Below are 15,942 nucleotides of genomic sequence, written 5' to 3' on the forward strand. Positions count from 1 at the left end.
GGGCCTGCGGCATCCGATCTAGACCCCGACGGTCATCCACGCCGTGCCGCGTACACGGCGGGAGAGCGTCACCAGCCGGGCGAGCATGTAGACCCCGAAGAACGCGACGGCCAGCCATGCGAGACCAGCGGCCCCCGACGCGCCGACGAGCGCCAGCACGACGAGCAGCGGCACGAACGGCACGAGGTTGAGCACCCCGACCACCGCGAGGTAGCGGCCGTCGCCGGCTCCCATCAGGACGCCGTCGAGCACGAACACCACCCCGCACAGCGGCTGCGCGATCGCGAGCACGATCAGTGCCGGCTGTGCGAGCGGCGAGAGCGAGGCGTCCCCGGTGAACAGGCCGCCCAGCACACCCGACAGGGCCGCGATCACGGCGCCCACGACGACACCGAACCACGCGCCCCACGCGACCGTGCGCCGCAGCACGTGGCGCACGAGCACCCGATCGCCCGCGCCGAGGCTCTTGCCGACGAGCGCCTGCGCGGCGATCGCCAGGGCATCGAGCGCGAATGCGGCTGTCGAGAAGATCGTGAACGCGACCTGCCAGGCGGCGAGCTCCGCGGTGCCGAGCGCGGTCGCCGCCGCGACGGTCGCGAGCAGGGCCGCGCGCAACGACACCGTGCGCAGGAACAACCACCCGCCGAGCCGTGCCGATCCGGTGATGCCGGCGCGCTGCGGTCGGACGGATGCCGCATGCCGGCGGGCGAGCCGCGCGACGACGGCGACGTACACGCCCACCATGCCCCACTGCGCGAGCACGGTGCCGAGCGCCGAGCCCGCGATGCCGAACCCGAGCCCGTAGATGAGCAGGGCGTTGAGTCCGGCGTTCGCGGCGAAGCCGAACCCGGCGACCCACAGCGGCACCACCGTGTTCTGCATGCCGCGCAGCAGGCCGGTCGCCGCGAACACGACGAGCATCGCCGGCAGCCCCCACACCGAGATCGCGAGGTAGGTGTCGGCCGCGGCGGTCACCTCGGGCGAGGCGCCGAAGAGGGCCACGATGCCCGGCGACGCGACGGATGCCGCGAGCGCGAGCACCGCGCCCAGGCTCACCGCGAGCCACATGCCGTCGATGCCCGCCGACACGGCGGCGCCCGGGTCGCCCGCGCCGAACCGCCGCGCCACCGCCGGCGTCGTCGCGTAGGCGAGGAACACCATGAGCCCGACGATCGTCTGCAGCACCGCTGAGGCGATGCCGAGACCCGCGAGGGCGTCGAGGCCGAGGTGGCCGACGAGCGCCGCGTCGACGATGAGGAACAGCGGCTCGGCGACGAGCGCGCCGAGTGCGGGCACCGCGAGCGCGAGGATCTGCCGGTTGAGCGTGGCCCCGCGTGCGGTCATGCGCTCAGCGTAGGGAGAGTCCGGGGGCGACGGGGTCGTTCACCGACCCAGGGCGACCTCGCCGGCCGTGGCGGTGCCGGCCGACTTGCCGGGAGCCGATTGGAACGACCAGTAGAGGTTCGTGTGCGCGATGACGTCGGGAACGCTCGGGGCGCCCCACGCGGTCTTGTCGCCGGCGGTGTGGGCGTCGCTCACGAGCACCGTGTCGTAGCCGCGCGCGAACGCGCCGTGGATGGTCGAGCGGATGCAGGCGTCGGTCTCGGCGCCCGCGACGACCAGACGGTCGACACCGAGCCGGGCGAGCAGGTCGTCGAGGTCGGTGCCCTCGAACGAGTCGCCGTAGCGCTTGTGCACGTGCGCGTCGCCGTCGACCGGCACGAGCTCGGGCACCAGTTCCCACGCTTCCGTGCCCTGCTCGAGCTCGCCGTCCTCGGAGTGCTGCACCCACACGACGGGCACGCCGTCGTGTCTCGCGCGGGCGACCAGCCCGGCGATGCGGGTGACCACGCCGTCGCGGTCATGGGCGCCGTCGACGACGCCGTTCTGCACGTCGACCACGAGCAGCGCCGTGGCGCCGTCGCGTGCGGTGAGTGTCGACATCCTGACCTCTTCTCCGCCCGCCGGTGCGGGCCCGACGCGACAGTACCGCGCGGCGCCGACACGGCGGACGCGGGTGCGCGGATGTGCGCAACTCCCGGCCGACCCATGAGTGCGCGGCGTAGGGTGGAGCCCATGTCTGCAGACCTCCGCTCCGGTCTCGAGCTCGGCGAACTGAGCACCGAGATCCGCCCGCAGGACGACCTGTTCCGCCACGTCAACGGCGCCTGGCTCGACCGCACCGCGATCCCCGACGACAAGGCCCGCTGGGGCTCGTTCCACCTCATCGCCGAGCAGGCCGAGAAGGACGTCGCCGCGATCATCACCGAGTCGCAGCAGGCCGAGCCCGGCACCGAGGCCCGCAAGATCGGTGACCTCTACGCCAGCTTCATGGACACCGAGCGCATCGCCGCGGCATCCCTCGCGCCGATCTCGGCGCAGCTCGCCCGCATCGACGCGATCGGCTCGGTCGAGGACCTCCTGATCGCGATCGGCGAGCTCGAGCGCGACGGCGTGCGCGGACTCATCGACCTCTACGTCGAGCCCGACCCCGGCAACCCGACCCGCTACGTCCCCTTCCTCGTGCAGGGCGGGCTGTTCCTCCCCGACGAGAGCTACTACCGGCTCGAGAACTTCGGCGAGACCCGCATCGCGTACCGCGAGCACATCGAGCGTCTGCTCGGCCTCGTCGACGTGACGGATGCCGCGGCCCAGGCCGACCGCATCGTCGCGCTCGAGACCGAGATCGCCGCCGCGCACTGGGACAACGTGCGCAGCCGCGATGCGGTCGCCACCTACAACCTGAAGACCTGGGACGAGGTGCAGTCGCTCGTGGGCGTCGACCTGGAGCCGTGGCGCTCGGCGCTCGCACCGGGGCATCCCGATGCGTTCGCCGAGGTCGTCGTGCAGCAGCCGAGCTTCCTGGAGGGTCTGGGCGCACTGCTCGTCGACGCGCACCTCGAGGGCTGGAAGTCGTGGCTGCGCTACGCGATCGTCCACGGCTCGGCGCCGTTCCTCACCGAGGAGATCGTCGCCGAGAACTTCTCGTTCTACGGCACTCAGCTCACCGGCGTGCCGGTGAACCGCGAGCGCTGGAAGCGGGGCGTGAGCCTCGTCGAGGCGGCGCTCGGCGAGGCCGTCGGCCGCGTCTACGTCGAGCGGCACTTCCCGCCGCAGGCGAAGGTCGCCATGGACGAGCTGGTCGCGAACCTCATCGAGGCCTACCGTCAGTCGATCACGACCCTCGAGTGGATGAGCCCCGAGACCCGTGAGCGCGCGCTCGCCAAGCTCGACGCCTTCACACCGAAGATCGGCTACCCGGTGCGGTGGAAGGACTACTCGGCACTCGTCGTCGACCCCGCCGACGTGGTCGGCAACGTGCGCCGCGCGCACGTCGTCGAGCACGACCGGCAGCTCGGAAAGGTCGGTGGGCCCATCGACCGCGACGAGTGGTTCATGACCCCGCAGACCGTCAACGCCTACTACAACCCGCTCATGAACGAGATCGTGTTCCCGGCGGCGATCCTGCAGTACCCGTTCTTCGACGCCGATCGCGACGCGGCCGCCAACTACGGCGGCATCGGCGCGGTGATCGGCCACGAGATCGGCCACGGGTTCGACGACCAGGGCAGCCGGTACGACGGCGACGGGTCGCTGCGGGACTGGTGGACCGACGCCGACCGTGCGGCGTTCGAGCAGCGCACGGCGAGCCTCATCGCCCAGTACGACGAGCTCGTGCCGCAGGGTCTCGCTCCCGAGAACCACGTCAACGGCGCTCTCACGATCGGCGAGAACATCGGTGACCTCGGGGGCCTCGGCATCGCGATCCGCGCCTACGAGATCTCGCTCGGCGGCGAGCCCGCTCCCGAGATCGACGGGTTCACCGGCATCCAGCGGCTGCTGCTGAGCTGGGGGCAGATCTGGCAGCAGAAGGGTCGCGACGCCGAGACCATCCGGCTGCTGACGATCGACCCGCACTCGCCCAACGAGTTCCGCTGCAACCAGATCGTGCGCAACGTCGACGCCTTCTACGCGGCGTTCGGCGTGACCGAGACCGATGCGCTCTGGCTCCCCGAGAGCGAGCGCGTCACCATCTGGTAACCCGGCCGTGCTGGCATGGCCTCACGCGAACGGATGCTGACAGTCGCCGTGCGCGCGCACCGCACCCGACGGGAGGGAGCCCACCGTGGCACCGACTCCTGATCGTGCGCGGGGCGCCGAGGCGTCGCCCGGGCGCCGCCGTGCGGCGAGCCGGTCGGGCCGCCGGGTCGCCGTGGGGCGACGCTCGTTCACGTCGACCATGGCGGCGCTCGACGCCCTCGCTGTCGCGGGAGCCCAGGTGTCGGTGCACGTCGACGACCTCGACCGCGGCAGCGCGGTGCTCGTCGGTGACGACTACGTGAGCCTGCCGATCGCGGGGCTCGGCGTCGTGCCTCTTCTGGTGGAGGTGGCGGCGCAGATCGACCAGAACCGCCTCGACCCTTACGAGGTGGTCGACCGCACGAGCCTCCCCGCGGTCGCGGGGCCGGGAACCTGGCAGCATCTCGCCGCGCCGTCGCTGCCCGTCGTCGACCTCGCGGTGCTGGCGGCATCCACCGGCGACGCCCTCGCGGCGAACGCGCTGCTCGCCCGCATCGGACTCCCCGCCGTGCGGGTGCGGCTCGAGCAGCTCGGGCTGTCGCGCTCGGCCATGATGGACGCCTTCCGCGACCGGCGCGGCCCCGACGACGCCCCGCACGTCGCGCTCGGCGCGACCCGCGAGTACGCGCGGCTGTTCGCCGACCTCGTGAACTCCCGCGTCGTGACACCCGCCGTCAGTGCGCAGGTGTCGGAGTGGCTGAGCCATGGGCACGACCTGAGCCTCGCGGCATCCGTCACCGGGCTCGACCCGTTCGCTCACGAGGGCGACGAGCATGGTCTGCTGTTCCTGAACAAGACCGGCCGGGGCGACGGCGTACGCGCCGAGGCGGGGGTGCTCGCCGGTCCCCGCGCGGGGGTGTCCTACGCGCTGACGGTCTGCTTCGACGACCTGTCGATCGCGCACCGGCTGCGGGCGCACGACGCGTTCCGGGTGCTCGGGCTCGAGCTCATGGAGTACGTGTTCTGACCACTTCGGGGCGGATGCCGCGGCCCACGCCGCGCCCGCCTCAGAAGACGATCGTCTGGTTGCCGTGGCGGATCACGCGGTCCTGCGCGTGCCACAGCACCGCGCGGGAGAGCACGGCGCGCTCGACGTCGGCGCCGTGGCGCTGCAGGTCGGTGCGGGTGTCGGCGTGGGTGACGCGCACGACGTCCTGCTCGATGATCGGCCCCTCGTCGAGGTCCTCGGTCACGTAGTGCGAGGTCGCGCCGATGAGCTTCACACCGCGCTCCTTGGCCTTGCGGTACGGGTCGGCGCCGATGAAGGCGGGGAGGAACGAGTGGTGGATGTTGATGACCGGCACCCCGAGCTCGGCGAGGAAGTCGCCCGACAGGATCTGCATGTAGCGGGCGAGCACGACGAAGTCGACGTTGCCCTTCAGTAGCTTCAGGATCTCGGCCTCGGCCGCCGACTTGTCGGCGCCCTGCGAGGGCACGTGGAAGAACGGCACCCCGAACGAGCGCACGTCGTCGGCCGTGTTGGTGTGGTTCGAGACGACCATCGGGATCGACACCGGCAGCTCGCCGCGGCGGTGACGCCACAGCAGGTCGAGCAGGCAGTGGTCGGAGGTCGACGCGAGGATCGCCATGCGCTTCGGGATCGACTGGTCGGTCAGCCGCCACTCCATCGCGTAGGGGGCGAGGGTCTCTGCGAGGTCCTCCTCGATGCTCGGCAGCGCCGCCGTCAGGTTCGGCCGGTGGAACACCACCCGCTGGAAGAACGCCCCGCCCTGCGGGTTGTCGGAGTACTGATCGAGGGAGACGATGTTGCCCTCGTGGCGGGTGATGAGCGCCGTGATGGCCGCCACGACCCCGGCCTTGTCCGGCCCGTACACGATGAGGCACGCGTGGTCGCGGGACGTGCGGATGGGGGCGGTGAGAGGGCCGGTCACACCCGTCAGTCTAGGAGCGCCAGGCCTCGGGCTCGGCGCTGTGCGGGCGGTGAGAGGGCGCGGATGCCGCGGGCCGCGGCATCCGACTCACTACGCTGTCGTGCGTGACCCCCGACGCGGAGCCCGCTGCGCTCGCCCATCCCGCCGCCGGTCGTGATGACCGGATCACGCTGCGCTTCCTCGCCACCCCCGGCGACACCGCCGCCGGCGGACGCTCGGTCGCCGCCGGCAGCGTCATGGAGTGGATCGACAAGGCCGCCTATGCGTGTGCGGTCGGCTGGGCCGGCGGCTACTGCGTCACCGCGTACGTCGGCAACATGCGCCACCGGCGTCCGATCCCGCCGGGCAGTCTCATCGAGGTGAGCGCCCGCATCGTGCACACCGGCACCACGAGCATGCACATCGTCGCCACGGTCGCCTCGGCCGACGTGAGCACCCGCGAGTACACCCCGGCGACCACGTGCATCCTGGTCTTCGTCGCGAAGGGTGCCGACGGCCGGCCGGCCCCCGTGGCGGCGTGGAGCCCCGTGTCGGCTGCCGACGCCGAGCTGCAGCGCCTCGCGCTCGACCGCATCGCCTCGCGCACCGAGATCAAGTCGCTCATGCTCGACGAGGAATACACGGATGCCTCGGCCGCCCCCCGCACGACGCTGCGTTTCCTCGTGCCGCCCGGCGTCGTCAACTGGGGAGGCAAAGCCCACGGCGGCACGGTGATGCGGTGGATGGACGAGGCCGCCTACGCGGTCACCGCGGCATGGGTGCGCGACGGCGCCGAGGCCAGCGCCGCGGTCGGGGCCTACTCGGGCGGCATCCACTTCTTCACGCCGATCTCGATCGGCGACCTCGTCGAGATCGACGCCCGCATCGTCTACACCAGCGCGCGCAGCGCGCACGTCGTCAGCCGCGTGCTCACCGGCGACCCGCGCACGCCCCACGAGCGACGCCTCGCGACGCTCTGCATGAGCGTGTTCGTCGTGCCCTCACCGGACGGCGAGGCGCTTCCGGTGCCGCAGTGGCTGCCCGAGCTCGCCGAGGACGTGCGCCTGCACACCCACGCGCGACGCATCCTCGAGCTGCGCGAGCGCATCGAGCCGATCCCGGCGGGGCTCACCCTCGAGGCGTGAGGCCATGACAGAGACGGTGTTCGGTCGCGTGACCCGGCTGCTCGCGGCGTTCGACGAGGACGAGCCGTCGCTGCCGGTCGCGGTGCTCGCCGCGCGTGCGGGCATCCCGCTCTCGAGCGCGCACCGACTGGTCGCCTCCCTCGTCGCCGAAGGATGGCTCGTCGCCGTCGGCGAGGCGCGTTACGCCATCGGCACGCGGCTGTGGGAGCTCGGCGAGCTGTCGCCGGTCGCCGTGCGGCTGCGGGAGGTCGCGCTGCCCCACATGGTGCGCCTCTACGAGGCGACGGGGGAGAACGTGCACCTCGCGGTGCTCGACGTCGACGTGCCGCCCGAGCGGGCCGAGATCGTGTTCGCCGGACGCATCACCGGACGCGCCTCGGTGCCCACGCTCGGCCGGGAGGGCGGGCGGCATCCGCTGCATACGACCGGGGTCGGCAAGGCCATCCTGCTGGGGCGCGACGAGGCGTGGCTCGACCGCTACCTGGCGGTGCCCCTGCTGCCCGAGACGTCCCGGTCGATCACCGACCCCGAGGCGCTGCGCGCCGACCTCGCGCGGGCCCGCGCACGCGGGTGGGCGTCGACCCACGGGGAGATGACGCTCGGCAACATCTCGGTCGCGGCGCCGCTCGCACCCCTCACCGGGCTGCCCCCCGCCGCGATCGGGGTGGTCGCGCACGCGGGCGACGCCCTCGAGAAGCGCCTTGCGCCGATGGTGACGCAGGCGGCGCGAGAGCTGTCGCGGGCGCTCCGCCCCGACGCATGATTCTCACTCAATGAGAACATCTCCTCGGCGCGCCAGCGCGCGGTGCGACGCTGGCATCCCCACGGATCGTCGAAGGAGACACCATGACGAGCGAACGCACCGCGGCGGCGCCCGAATCGCTGCTCGCGGCCCCCGACCAGGCCACCCAGGCGGCCATCACCGCCGAGATCACCGCCCTCCACGCCGAGTGGGATGCGCGCGAGGCCGCCGGCGAGCACGTGCCCGCCACTCTGTACGACTTCCCGCCCTACCGGTCGAGTGTGCTGCGGCATCCGACCAAGAACCCGAAGCTCGTCGACCCCGAGACCATCGAGCTGTTCTCCCCGGCCTTCGGCCAGCGGGATGTCGCGGCGATCGAGTCCGACCTCACCCTGCAGCACGCGGGCGAGCCCCTCGGTGAGCGCATCACCGTGCACGGCCGGGTGCTGGACTCCTGGGGGCGCCCCGTGCGCAACCAGCTCGTCGAGATCTGGCAGGCCAACGCCGCGGGTCGCTACATCCACCAGCGCGACCAGCACCCCGCGCCGCTCGACCCCAACTTCACCGGCGCCGGCCGCATCGTCACCGACGACGACGGCGCCTACCGCTTCACGACCATCAAGCCCGGGCCGTACCCGTGGAAGAACCACGTGAACGCGTGGCGACCCGCCCACATCCACTTCTCGGTCTTCGGCAACGCGTTCACCCAGCGCATCGTGACGCAGATGTACTTCCCCGGCGACCCGCTGTTCGCGCTCGACCCGATCTACAACACGATCCGTCGCGCGAAGGACCGTGAGGCGCTCATCAGCGTCTACGACCACGACCTCACCGTGCCGGAGTTCTCGATGGGCTACCGCTTCGACATCGTCGTGGACGGCCCCGACGCCACCTGGACCGAGCAGGAGGAGCACTGATGCCCACCCCGCCCCGCACCCTCGACGCCACCGCCGGGCAGACCGTCGGCCCGTTCTTCGCCTACGGCACCGAGTACCCGCGCATGCACCAGGTCGCCTTCCCGCACTCGCCGGGCGCGATCGTCGTCTCCGGAACCGTCTACGACGGCGCCGGCAACCCCATCCCCGACTCGATGGTCGAGATCTTCGGCGCCGACACCGACGGCACCGTGCCGCGGGCGCGCGGGGCGTTCCGTCGCGACGACCACACGTTCACCGGCTTCGGCCGCGCGTTCACGACCGACGAGGGCCACTTCGAGTTCTGGACCCGCAACCCCGGCGCCGAGCCCGGACGCGCCCCCTTCCTCGCGGTGATCGTCTACGCGCGGGGCCTTCCGAACAAGCTCCACACCCGCCTCTACCTGCCCGACGACGAGGCCGCGCTCGCCGCCGACCCGCTGCTGGCGTCGCTGAGCCCGGCCGAGCGCGCTACTCTCATCGCGACGCGCACGCCCGGCGGCGATCTGCATCACGACATCCATCTGCAGGGCGATGAGGAGACCGTGTTCCTTGCCTTCTGATCCCCCCGTCTTCGATGTCGGCCTGCTCTCCCCGGTGACCGTCGGCGCCGACGCGATCGTGTCGGATGCCGCGGTGCTCGCCGCCCTCGTCGACGTCGAGGTCGCTCTCACTCGCGCGTGGGGGGCCGTCGGATCCGTCCCCGCCGACGTGGTCGACGCGGTCGCCGCGGCGATCGCCGACGTGCCCGTGGATGCCGCCGACCTCGCGCGTCGCGCGGTGTCTGGTGGAAACCCGGTGATCCCGCTCGTCGGCGACCTGCGGGCCGCCGTCGCGCCCGCCGACCGCGGGTGGGTGCACCGCGGCGCGACCAGCCAGGACATCGTCGACACCGCGCTCGCGCTCGTCGCGCGCCGCGCGGGGGAGCAGATCGACCTCGACCTGCGGGCGACCGCCCGTTCCCTCGCGGCCCTCGCCCGCGCTCACCGCGACGTGCCCGCAGCGGCCCGCACGCTCACCCAGCACGCCGTGCCGACGACGCTCGGCGCCCGGTTCGCGTCGTGGCTGCGCGGTGTGCGCGCGGCGCGCGCCGATCTCGCCGCGGCGCTCGCCGCCCTGCCCGCGCAGCTCGGCGGCGCCGGCGGCACCCTCGCGTCCGCGGTCGTGCTCAGTGATCCCGCGACGGCCCGCGAGCTGCCCGCCGCCTTCGCCGCGCAGCTCGCTCTCGCCGCTCCCGCCGCCCCCTGGCACGTGGAACGCCGCCCCGTGACCCGCCTCGGCGATGCGCTCGTGGCCGTCACCGACGCGCTCGGCGTGATCGCCGCCGACGTCGCGACCGCGTCGCGCACCGAGATCGGCGAGCTGTCCGAGGGGGTCGGCGGTGGCTCGAGCGCCATGCCGCAGAAGCGGAACCCCGCGGCATCCGTGCTCGTCAGATCGGCGGCGCTGCGCGCACCGCAGCTCGCGGCCACCCTGCACCTCGCGGCGGCCGGCGCCGTCGACGAGCGCCCCGACGGCGCCTGGCACGCCGAATGGCCCGCGCTGCGCGAGCTGCTGCGCGTCGCGCTGGGGGCCGCACGCACGGCGGCGGCGCTCACCGCCGGTCTTGTCGTCGACCTCGACGCCGTGGCGCGCACCCTCGCGCTCAGCGACGGGCTGATCGTCGCCGAACGGCTCTCGGCCGAGCTCGCCCCGCTCATCGGCGCCGACACGGTGGCTGCCGCGATCGCCGGCGCGACGACGGGCGGAGACCTGCGCACACTGCTCGAGGCACCGCTCGCGGCCCGCGGCCTGCGCGTCGACCTCGACGACCTGCTCGACCCCGCGCGCTATCTCGGGCTGGCCGCGGCATTCGTCGACGAGACCCTCGCCGAGGAGGACGCATGACCGCGCCCGTGATCGCGGCGACCAATCCGGTCGGGCCCGCCGATGCGCCGCTGCTCGTGCTCGGGCCGTCCCTCGGCACCTCGACGATCCTGTGGGAGAACACCCTCCCGGCGCTCGCGGAGCGCTTCCGCGTGATCGCGTGGGATCTGCCGGGTCACGGTGACGCTCCCTCCCCGGCCGCCCCGTTCACGGTGGGCGAGCTCGCCGACGCGGTCGCCGACCTCATCCGTGCGCACGGCGGACACGCCCTCTACGCGGGCGTGTCCCTCGGAGGCGCCACCGGGCTCGAGCTGCTGCTGCGGCATCCGGGTCTCGTCGACGCGGCCGCTATCGTCGCCTCCGGGGCCTTGCTCGCCACCCCCGAGAGCTGGCACGAGCGCGCCGCGACCGTGCGCGCGCAGTCGACGTCGGCGCTCATCATCGGGTCGGCCCAGCGCTGGTTCGCCCCCGAGTCGATGGCGCGCGAGCCCGAGCTGTCGGGCCGCCTGCTGCACGCCCTGCAGGACGCCGACGACGAGGGCTACGCCGCCTGCTGCGAGGCGCTCGCCGCCTACGACGTGTCCGCCCGCCTCGGCGAGATCGACACCCCGGTGCTCGCGCTGTGGGGTCGGCACGATCAGGTCGCCCCGGAGGCGAAGGCCCGCCAGATCGCCGAGGGCGTCGCTGACGGTCGCGCCGCGGTGATCGAGGATGCCGCGCACCTCCCGCCCGCCGAGCAGCCGGCCGCGACCGCCGCGGCGCTGATCGCATTCCTCACCCCCCACGCCCGGAAGGCGCAGCCATGACGACCGATCCCCTCGACGACGAGACCCGCCGCAGCCAGGGCATGACCGTGCGCCGCGCGGTGCTCGGCGACGCGCACGTCGACCGGGCCGTCGCCGGCACGACGCCGTTGACAGCGGACTTCCAGGACTTCATCACCCGGTACGCCTGGGGCGACGTGTGGTCGCGTCCCGGGCTCGACCGGCGGTCGCGCTCGGTCGCGGTGCTGACAGCGCTCATCGCGCTCGGCCACCACGAGGAGCTCGCGATGCACCTGCGGGCGGCCGTCACCAACGGGCTCACGCACGACGAGATCGCCGAGGTCATCCTGCAGTCGGCGATCTACTGCGGCGTGCCGGCGGCGAACACGGCCTTCCGCATCGCGAAGGACGTGCTCGGCGACGCCTGAGCGCTCAGACCGCGACGCTCCGCCCGGTGCGCGCCGCCCGCGCCACCGCCTCGACGATCGCGACGTTGCGCGCGCCGTCGGCGGCGCCGACGACCGGCTCCGCCTCGCCGCGCGCGACGGCGGCGAAGTGATCGAGCTGACGGTCGAACGCGTTCGCCGCGTCGAGGGGCAACGGGATGCCACGCAGCGGCGTCGTCCACACGGCCTCGCCCGCATGCGACCACACCGTCGCGTCGGGCAGTGACACCGAGGCATCCGTGCCGACGATGCGATGCGAGTCGACAGCGTGCACGGGGAAGCGGGGCGCGTCGCCCGCGGTGAGATCCCAGCACCACGGCGCAGCGGCGATGTCCGAGACGACGATCGTCGCGACCGCGCCGGAGGCGAATGTCAGCACGAGCGCTCCGGTGTCCTCGACGTCGAGCCCCCGGGCCGCGCGGGAGGCGACGGCCGACACCGCGACGACCTCGCCGCACAGGTGCCGCAGCAGGTCGACGTCGTGGATGAGGTTGATGAGGAACGTGCCCCCGGTGCCGGCCGTGCGGTGCCAGGGCACGTCGAAGTAGTCGTCGGGCTTGCGCAGGAACGAGGTGACCGACGCCGCGACGATGCGTCCGAGGGCCCCCTCGGCGATCGCCGCGGACGCGGCACGCACGGCCGGGTGGTGCCGCCGGTGGTGCCCGACGAGCACCGGCACCCCGGCACGGGCCGCCGCGTCGGCGAGCAGCGTCGCCTCGTCGGCGGTCGCGCCGAGCGGCTTCTCGACGAGCATCGGGATGCCGCGACGCACGAGCTCGTGCGCGAGCGGCACGTGCAGCTCGTTGGGGGTGGCGATGATGACGGCGTCGGGGGCCGTCGCGCCGAGCAGCGCGTCGAGGTCGGGGAACGACGGCACCCCGTGCGCGTCGCCGAGCCGAGCCGCCGCGGGCGTCGGGTCGGCGACGCCGACGAGGGTCGCCGTCGCCGATCGGGCGAGCGTCTCCGCGTGGGTGAGACCGATCGCCCCGGCGCCGACGAGCCCCACCCGTACGGGCGCCGCGCTCACGCGGGCACGCCCGCCCGCGCCGACGTGGCCGCGACGGCTTCCCGGCCGGCGGCGTCGCCCGCCGCGTAGGCGCGTGCGACGGCCGACCCGAGGGTCGCCCCGCCGCCCGGATACGTGTTGCGGAAGACTCCCGCCGCCACGTTCCCCGCCGCGAACAGCCCCGGCAGCGGCGCGCCCGACCAGTCGAGCACGTGCGCGTCCTCGTCGACGGCGAGGCCGCCCGAGGTGCCGAGCACTCCGGGGGACAGCGGCACGGCGGCGAACGGCGCCTCAGTGAGGGGTGCGAGGCACGGGTTCGGCTCGTGCGTCGAGTCGCCGAGGAAGCGGTCCTGCGCGCTCTGGCCGCGCCCGAACGCCGGGTCGAGCCCGTCGGCGGCCGCGGCGTTGAAGGCCGTCACGGTGGCGGCGAGCCCGTCGGGGTCGATGCCGAGGGCGACGGCGAGCTCGGGGAGCGACGGCGCGGTCGTGGCCCAGTCGGGGGCGGCGCCGGTGGCCGACCCGCCGATCGCGTAGCGCCGGGCGAAGCGGGCGTCGAAGACGAGCCACGCCGGGATGTTGCGCGGGCGCCCGGTCGTCGGGTCGGTGTCGCCGAACATCCGCGACGTGTCCTGATAGGCGAGCGCCTCGTTCACGAACCTCTCGCCGGCGTGGTTGACCACGATCGACCCGGGAAGGGTCATCTCGACGTTGCCCATGCGCCCCGACGGCAGACCGTCGTAGCGCTGGGCCGGCGGGGTGAGCACCGGCACGCCCCAGATCGCCGTCATGTCGGCGACGGCGGCACCGGCGGCGAGGCCCAGCTCGAGCCCGTCGCCCTCGTTCGAGGGGGCGCTGATCGGCGTGATCGGGAACGACAGGAAGGCGTCCCGCAGTCGGGGGTTCCACTCGAATCCGCCCGAGGCGAGCACGACGGCGCGGGCGATGACGGCCACCGCGCCGAACGTCGCCTCCCACCCGTCCTCCGTGCGCCGGAGCCCCTCGATGGGGGCGTCGGCGATGATCGGGATGCCGCGGTCCGCCGCCGAGGCCGCGAGCGCCCCGATGAGCGCCCCGCCCATGGTGCGCACGCCCTGCGCGTGGCGGTCGGCGATCAGCGCCGGGTCGGGGGCGGCGCCGTCGAGCCTGTCGCGCTCGGCCATCGTGAGCAGGGGGAAGTACGACGACGGACGGATCTCGTCGGCGAGTCCCGGGTGGCTCGACGGGTCGAACGCGTCGTTGTCGAGGCTGCGCCCGCCGAGGGCCGCCCCGGGCCATTCGACGCGGTAGTCGGGCCGGGCGAGAGCGGTGAAGCGCACCCGCGTGCGGGTGGCGAGGTAGTCGATGGCCGCGCCGATCGTGCGCACGTAGCCCTCGATCGCCGCGGGGGTCATGACGTGGCCCGAGCTCGCGGACAGGTAGGCGATGCCCGCTTCGGCGTCGTCGTGCCAGCCCTGTTCGCGGGCGACCGCCGTCGCCGGCGCCCAGATCACGCCGCCGCCCGCGGCGGTCGTGCCGCCGATCGTCGACGCCTTCTCGACGACCGCCACCCGCGCTCCGGCATCGGCCGCCCGCAGCGCGCTGACGAGCCCGGCGGCACCGGAGCCGACCACGAGCACGTCGACGTCGCGGGGGAGCGCCGCCGCGCCGTGCGCCACGACGGCGCTCATGCCGGCACCGCCTCGGCCAGCGGCATCCGGATCACGATCTTGCCCGTCGGCACGGCCGGGTCCGCCATCGCGGCGAACGCGTCGGCGAGGTCGTCGAACGCGAACGCGTGGGTGAGCAGCTGCTCGGCGGCGCCGCGGTGACGCGACAGCAGGTCGAGGCCCTGCGGGATGAGCCCGAGGCTGTTGCGGCTGCCGAGCAGGTCGAGCTCCTTGTACGGCAGGTCGGTCATCGACAGCTCCACGGTGCGGGTCGAGATGCCCACCTGCACGACGCGTCCGCCGCTCGCAACGAGGCGCACCGCGTTCTGCAGCGACGCCGGCACGCCGGTCGCCTCGATCACGATGATCGGCCCCGCGTGATCGGTGAGCTCGTCGATCGTCCGCTGCTGCGCGGCATCCGGGAACCCGGGGGCCACCACGAAGGTCTCGGATGCCCCGAAGCCCCGCGCGGTGGCGGCCCGCACCGCATCGGTGTCGGCGGCGAGCACGATGACGCCGCGGTCGGCGAGGGCCAGGGCGGCGAGGAGGCCGATCGGGCCGCAGCCGAGCACGAGCGCGATCTCCCCCGGCTGCGGGCGCGACCGGGTCACGGCCTGCAGGGCGATGGAGGTCGGCTCGGCGAGAGCGGCGACCTCCGTCGGGAGGCCCGCGGGCACCCGGTGCACCCGGGTCGCCGGCACGGCGACGAACTCGGCGAAGCCGCCGTCCTCGTAGCAGCCGAGCACCGACAGCGACGCGCACACGTTCGGCCGTCCGGCCCGGCAGGCGTGACAGACGCCGCACGCGACGACCGGGTCGATCACGACGCGCGCGCCGCGCAGGTCGGCGCGGTCGGGGTCGGTCTCGACGACGACGCCCGCGAGCTCGTGCCCCTGCACCAGGGGCAGCTCGGTGGGGTAGTCGTCCTCGAAGATGTGCAGGTCGGTGCCGCACAGCGTCACCGCGAGGATGCGCACGAGCACCTCGCCGGGGGCGCGCTCGGGGCGGGGGAGTTCGACGAACGCGAGCTGCTCGCGGGCGACGGTGCGGGCGACGCGCATGGTCATGCGACCACCGCCGCGCGCGGGTCGAAGAACACGTTCCACGGCGTGATGGTGCGCACGCCGATCGCGCCGACCCGGTGGAACGGGTCGGCGTCGAGCCGGGCCGCGAGGGCGTCGGCGTCGGGCGCCTCGAAGATGAGCAGGGCCCGGGGCGGGTCCTGCGCGAGGGGGCCGCTCATGTACAGCGCGCCCTCCTCGTGCAGCCCGCGCAGGAACGCCACGTGCTCGGGTCGGTGCGCGTCGCGCACCTGGTCGCTGTCGGTCGCGTAGTCGTAAGTGACCGCGAACGTCGCCATCGGGACTCCTTCGTCAGAACGATCGGCGCGCGTGCGCCGGTGGCCAGTATGCGAGGGATGATCAAGACAGGGAACGACCAAATCCGTCTATGTTCATGTAGC

General features: G+C 73.6%; 16 protein-coding genes. 9 read left to right on the top strand and 7 right to left on the bottom strand.

The features are described 5' to 3' along the window. Positions 1 to 18 precede the first annotated feature (18 nt). Together FFS51_RS05805 and FFS51_RS05810 are read right to left on the bottom strand one after the other, a co-directional pair. Positions 19 to 1,344: an MATE family efflux transporter gene (locus tag FFS51_RS05805; protein WP_056206346.1), complete on the bottom strand. Its 1,326-nt coding sequence runs from the start codon at positions 1,342 to 1,344 to the stop codon at positions 19 to 21. Positions 1,345 to 1,383: 39 nt separating this feature from the next. Next, positions 1,384 to 1,944, bottom strand: a complete 561-nt coding sequence (locus tag FFS51_RS05810) for a cysteine hydrolase family protein (protein ID WP_056518881.1) — start codon at positions 1,942 to 1,944, stop codon at positions 1,384 to 1,386. A 132-nt stretch (positions 1,945 to 2,076) separates the two neighbouring features. Here FFS51_RS05810 and FFS51_RS05815 point away from each other — a divergent pair, with 132 nt between their 5' ends. Continuing rightward, the gene (locus tag FFS51_RS05815; protein ID WP_056518878.1) at positions 2,077 to 4,041 is read left to right on the top strand and encodes a M13 family metallopeptidase; all 1,965 of its coding nucleotides are present in this window, start codon (positions 2,077 to 2,079) and stop codon (positions 4,039 to 4,041) included. 85 nt (positions 4,042 to 4,126) lie between these two features. Beyond that, positions 4,127 to 5,047, top strand: a complete 921-nt coding sequence (locus FFS51_RS05820; protein ID WP_045246363.1) for a serine hydrolase — start codon at positions 4,127 to 4,129, stop codon at positions 5,045 to 5,047. 40 nt (positions 5,048 to 5,087) lie between these two features. Here the strand turns inward: FFS51_RS05820 and purU are convergent, their stop codons facing one another. Next, the gene (gene purU, locus FFS51_RS05825) at positions 5,088 to 5,972 is read right to left on the bottom strand and encodes a formyltetrahydrofolate deformylase (protein ID WP_045246362.1); all 885 of its coding nucleotides are present in this window, start codon (positions 5,970 to 5,972) and stop codon (positions 5,088 to 5,090) included. Between the two features lie 104 nt (positions 5,973 to 6,076). On the opposite strand from purU, the gene FFS51_RS05830 reads away from it, so the two are divergent. The 7 genes from FFS51_RS05830 to pcaC all read left to right on the top strand — a co-directional run bounded on the left by FFS51_RS05830 (position 6,077) and on the right by pcaC (position 11,810). Next, positions 6,077 to 7,096 (top strand): acyl-CoA thioesterase, encoded by a 1,020-nt coding sequence (locus FFS51_RS05830; protein WP_056518877.1) that lies wholly within the window; start codon positions 6,077 to 6,079, stop codon positions 7,094 to 7,096. A gap of 4 nt (positions 7,097 to 7,100) precedes the next feature. Further along, positions 7,101 to 7,859: an IclR family transcriptional regulator gene (locus tag FFS51_RS05835; protein ID WP_056518875.1), complete on the top strand. Its 759-nt coding sequence runs from the start codon at positions 7,101 to 7,103 to the stop codon at positions 7,857 to 7,859. An 83-nt stretch (positions 7,860 to 7,942) separates the two neighbouring features. Continuing rightward, entirely contained in the window at positions 7,943 to 8,755 is an 813-nt protein-coding gene (gene pcaH, locus FFS51_RS05840) for a protocatechuate 3,4-dioxygenase subunit beta (RefSeq protein WP_056206352.1), read from the top strand. Beyond that, positions 8,755 to 9,315, top strand: coding sequence for a protocatechuate 3,4-dioxygenase subunit alpha (pcaG, locus tag FFS51_RS05845; RefSeq protein WP_056518873.1), 561 nt, complete (start codon positions 8,755 to 8,757; stop codon positions 9,313 to 9,315). Before pcaH ends, pcaG begins: the two co-directional genes overlap by 1 nt. Continuing rightward, a complete protein-coding gene (locus FFS51_RS05850; RefSeq protein WP_235557387.1) occupies positions 9,305 to 10,639 on the top strand; it encodes a lyase family protein in 1,335 nt (444 codons plus the stop codon). The genes pcaG and FFS51_RS05850 overlap by 11 nt, the downstream gene beginning before the upstream one ends. Further along, entirely contained in the window at positions 10,636 to 11,424 is a 789-nt protein-coding gene (locus FFS51_RS05855; RefSeq protein WP_056206356.1) for an alpha/beta fold hydrolase, read from the top strand. Before FFS51_RS05850 ends, FFS51_RS05855 begins: the two co-directional genes overlap by 4 nt. Beyond that, on the top strand, positions 11,421 to 11,810 hold the full coding sequence (gene pcaC, locus FFS51_RS05860; protein WP_056206358.1) for a 4-carboxymuconolactone decarboxylase: 390 nt from the start codon (positions 11,421 to 11,423) through the stop codon (positions 11,808 to 11,810). The genes FFS51_RS05855 and pcaC overlap by 4 nt, the downstream gene beginning before the upstream one ends. A 4-nt stretch (positions 11,811 to 11,814) precedes the next feature. Here pcaC and FFS51_RS05865 read toward each other — a convergent pair whose 3' ends face one another. From FFS51_RS05865 to FFS51_RS05880, 4 genes are read right to left on the bottom strand one after another with little or no spacing between them, the layout of a single operon-like run. Beyond that, on the bottom strand, positions 11,815 to 12,855 hold the full coding sequence (locus FFS51_RS05865; RefSeq protein WP_056206360.1) for a Gfo/Idh/MocA family protein: 1,041 nt from the start codon (positions 12,853 to 12,855) through the stop codon (positions 11,815 to 11,817). Continuing rightward, on the bottom strand, positions 12,852 to 14,501 hold the full coding sequence (locus FFS51_RS05870; protein WP_056206363.1) for an FAD-dependent oxidoreductase: 1,650 nt from the start codon (positions 14,499 to 14,501) through the stop codon (positions 12,852 to 12,854). Before FFS51_RS05870 ends, FFS51_RS05865 begins: the two co-directional genes overlap by 4 nt. Next, positions 14,498 to 15,547, bottom strand: coding sequence for an alcohol dehydrogenase catalytic domain-containing protein (locus tag FFS51_RS05875; protein ID WP_056518868.1), 1,050 nt, complete (start codon positions 15,545 to 15,547; stop codon positions 14,498 to 14,500). The genes FFS51_RS05870 and FFS51_RS05875 overlap by 4 nt, the downstream gene beginning before the upstream one ends. Further along, positions 15,544 to 15,840, bottom strand: coding sequence for a YciI family protein (locus FFS51_RS05880; protein WP_056518867.1), 297 nt, complete (start codon positions 15,838 to 15,840; stop codon positions 15,544 to 15,546). The genes FFS51_RS05875 and FFS51_RS05880 overlap by 4 nt, the downstream gene beginning before the upstream one ends. Between the last annotated feature and the right edge of the window lie 102 nt (positions 15,841 to 15,942).

Origin of the sequence: Microbacterium sp. 4NA327F11 (genome assembly GCF_005503465.1) — a bacterium.
GTDB classification, from domain to species: Bacteria; Actinomycetota; Actinomycetes; order Actinomycetales; family Microbacteriaceae; genus Microbacterium; species Microbacterium ginsengisoli.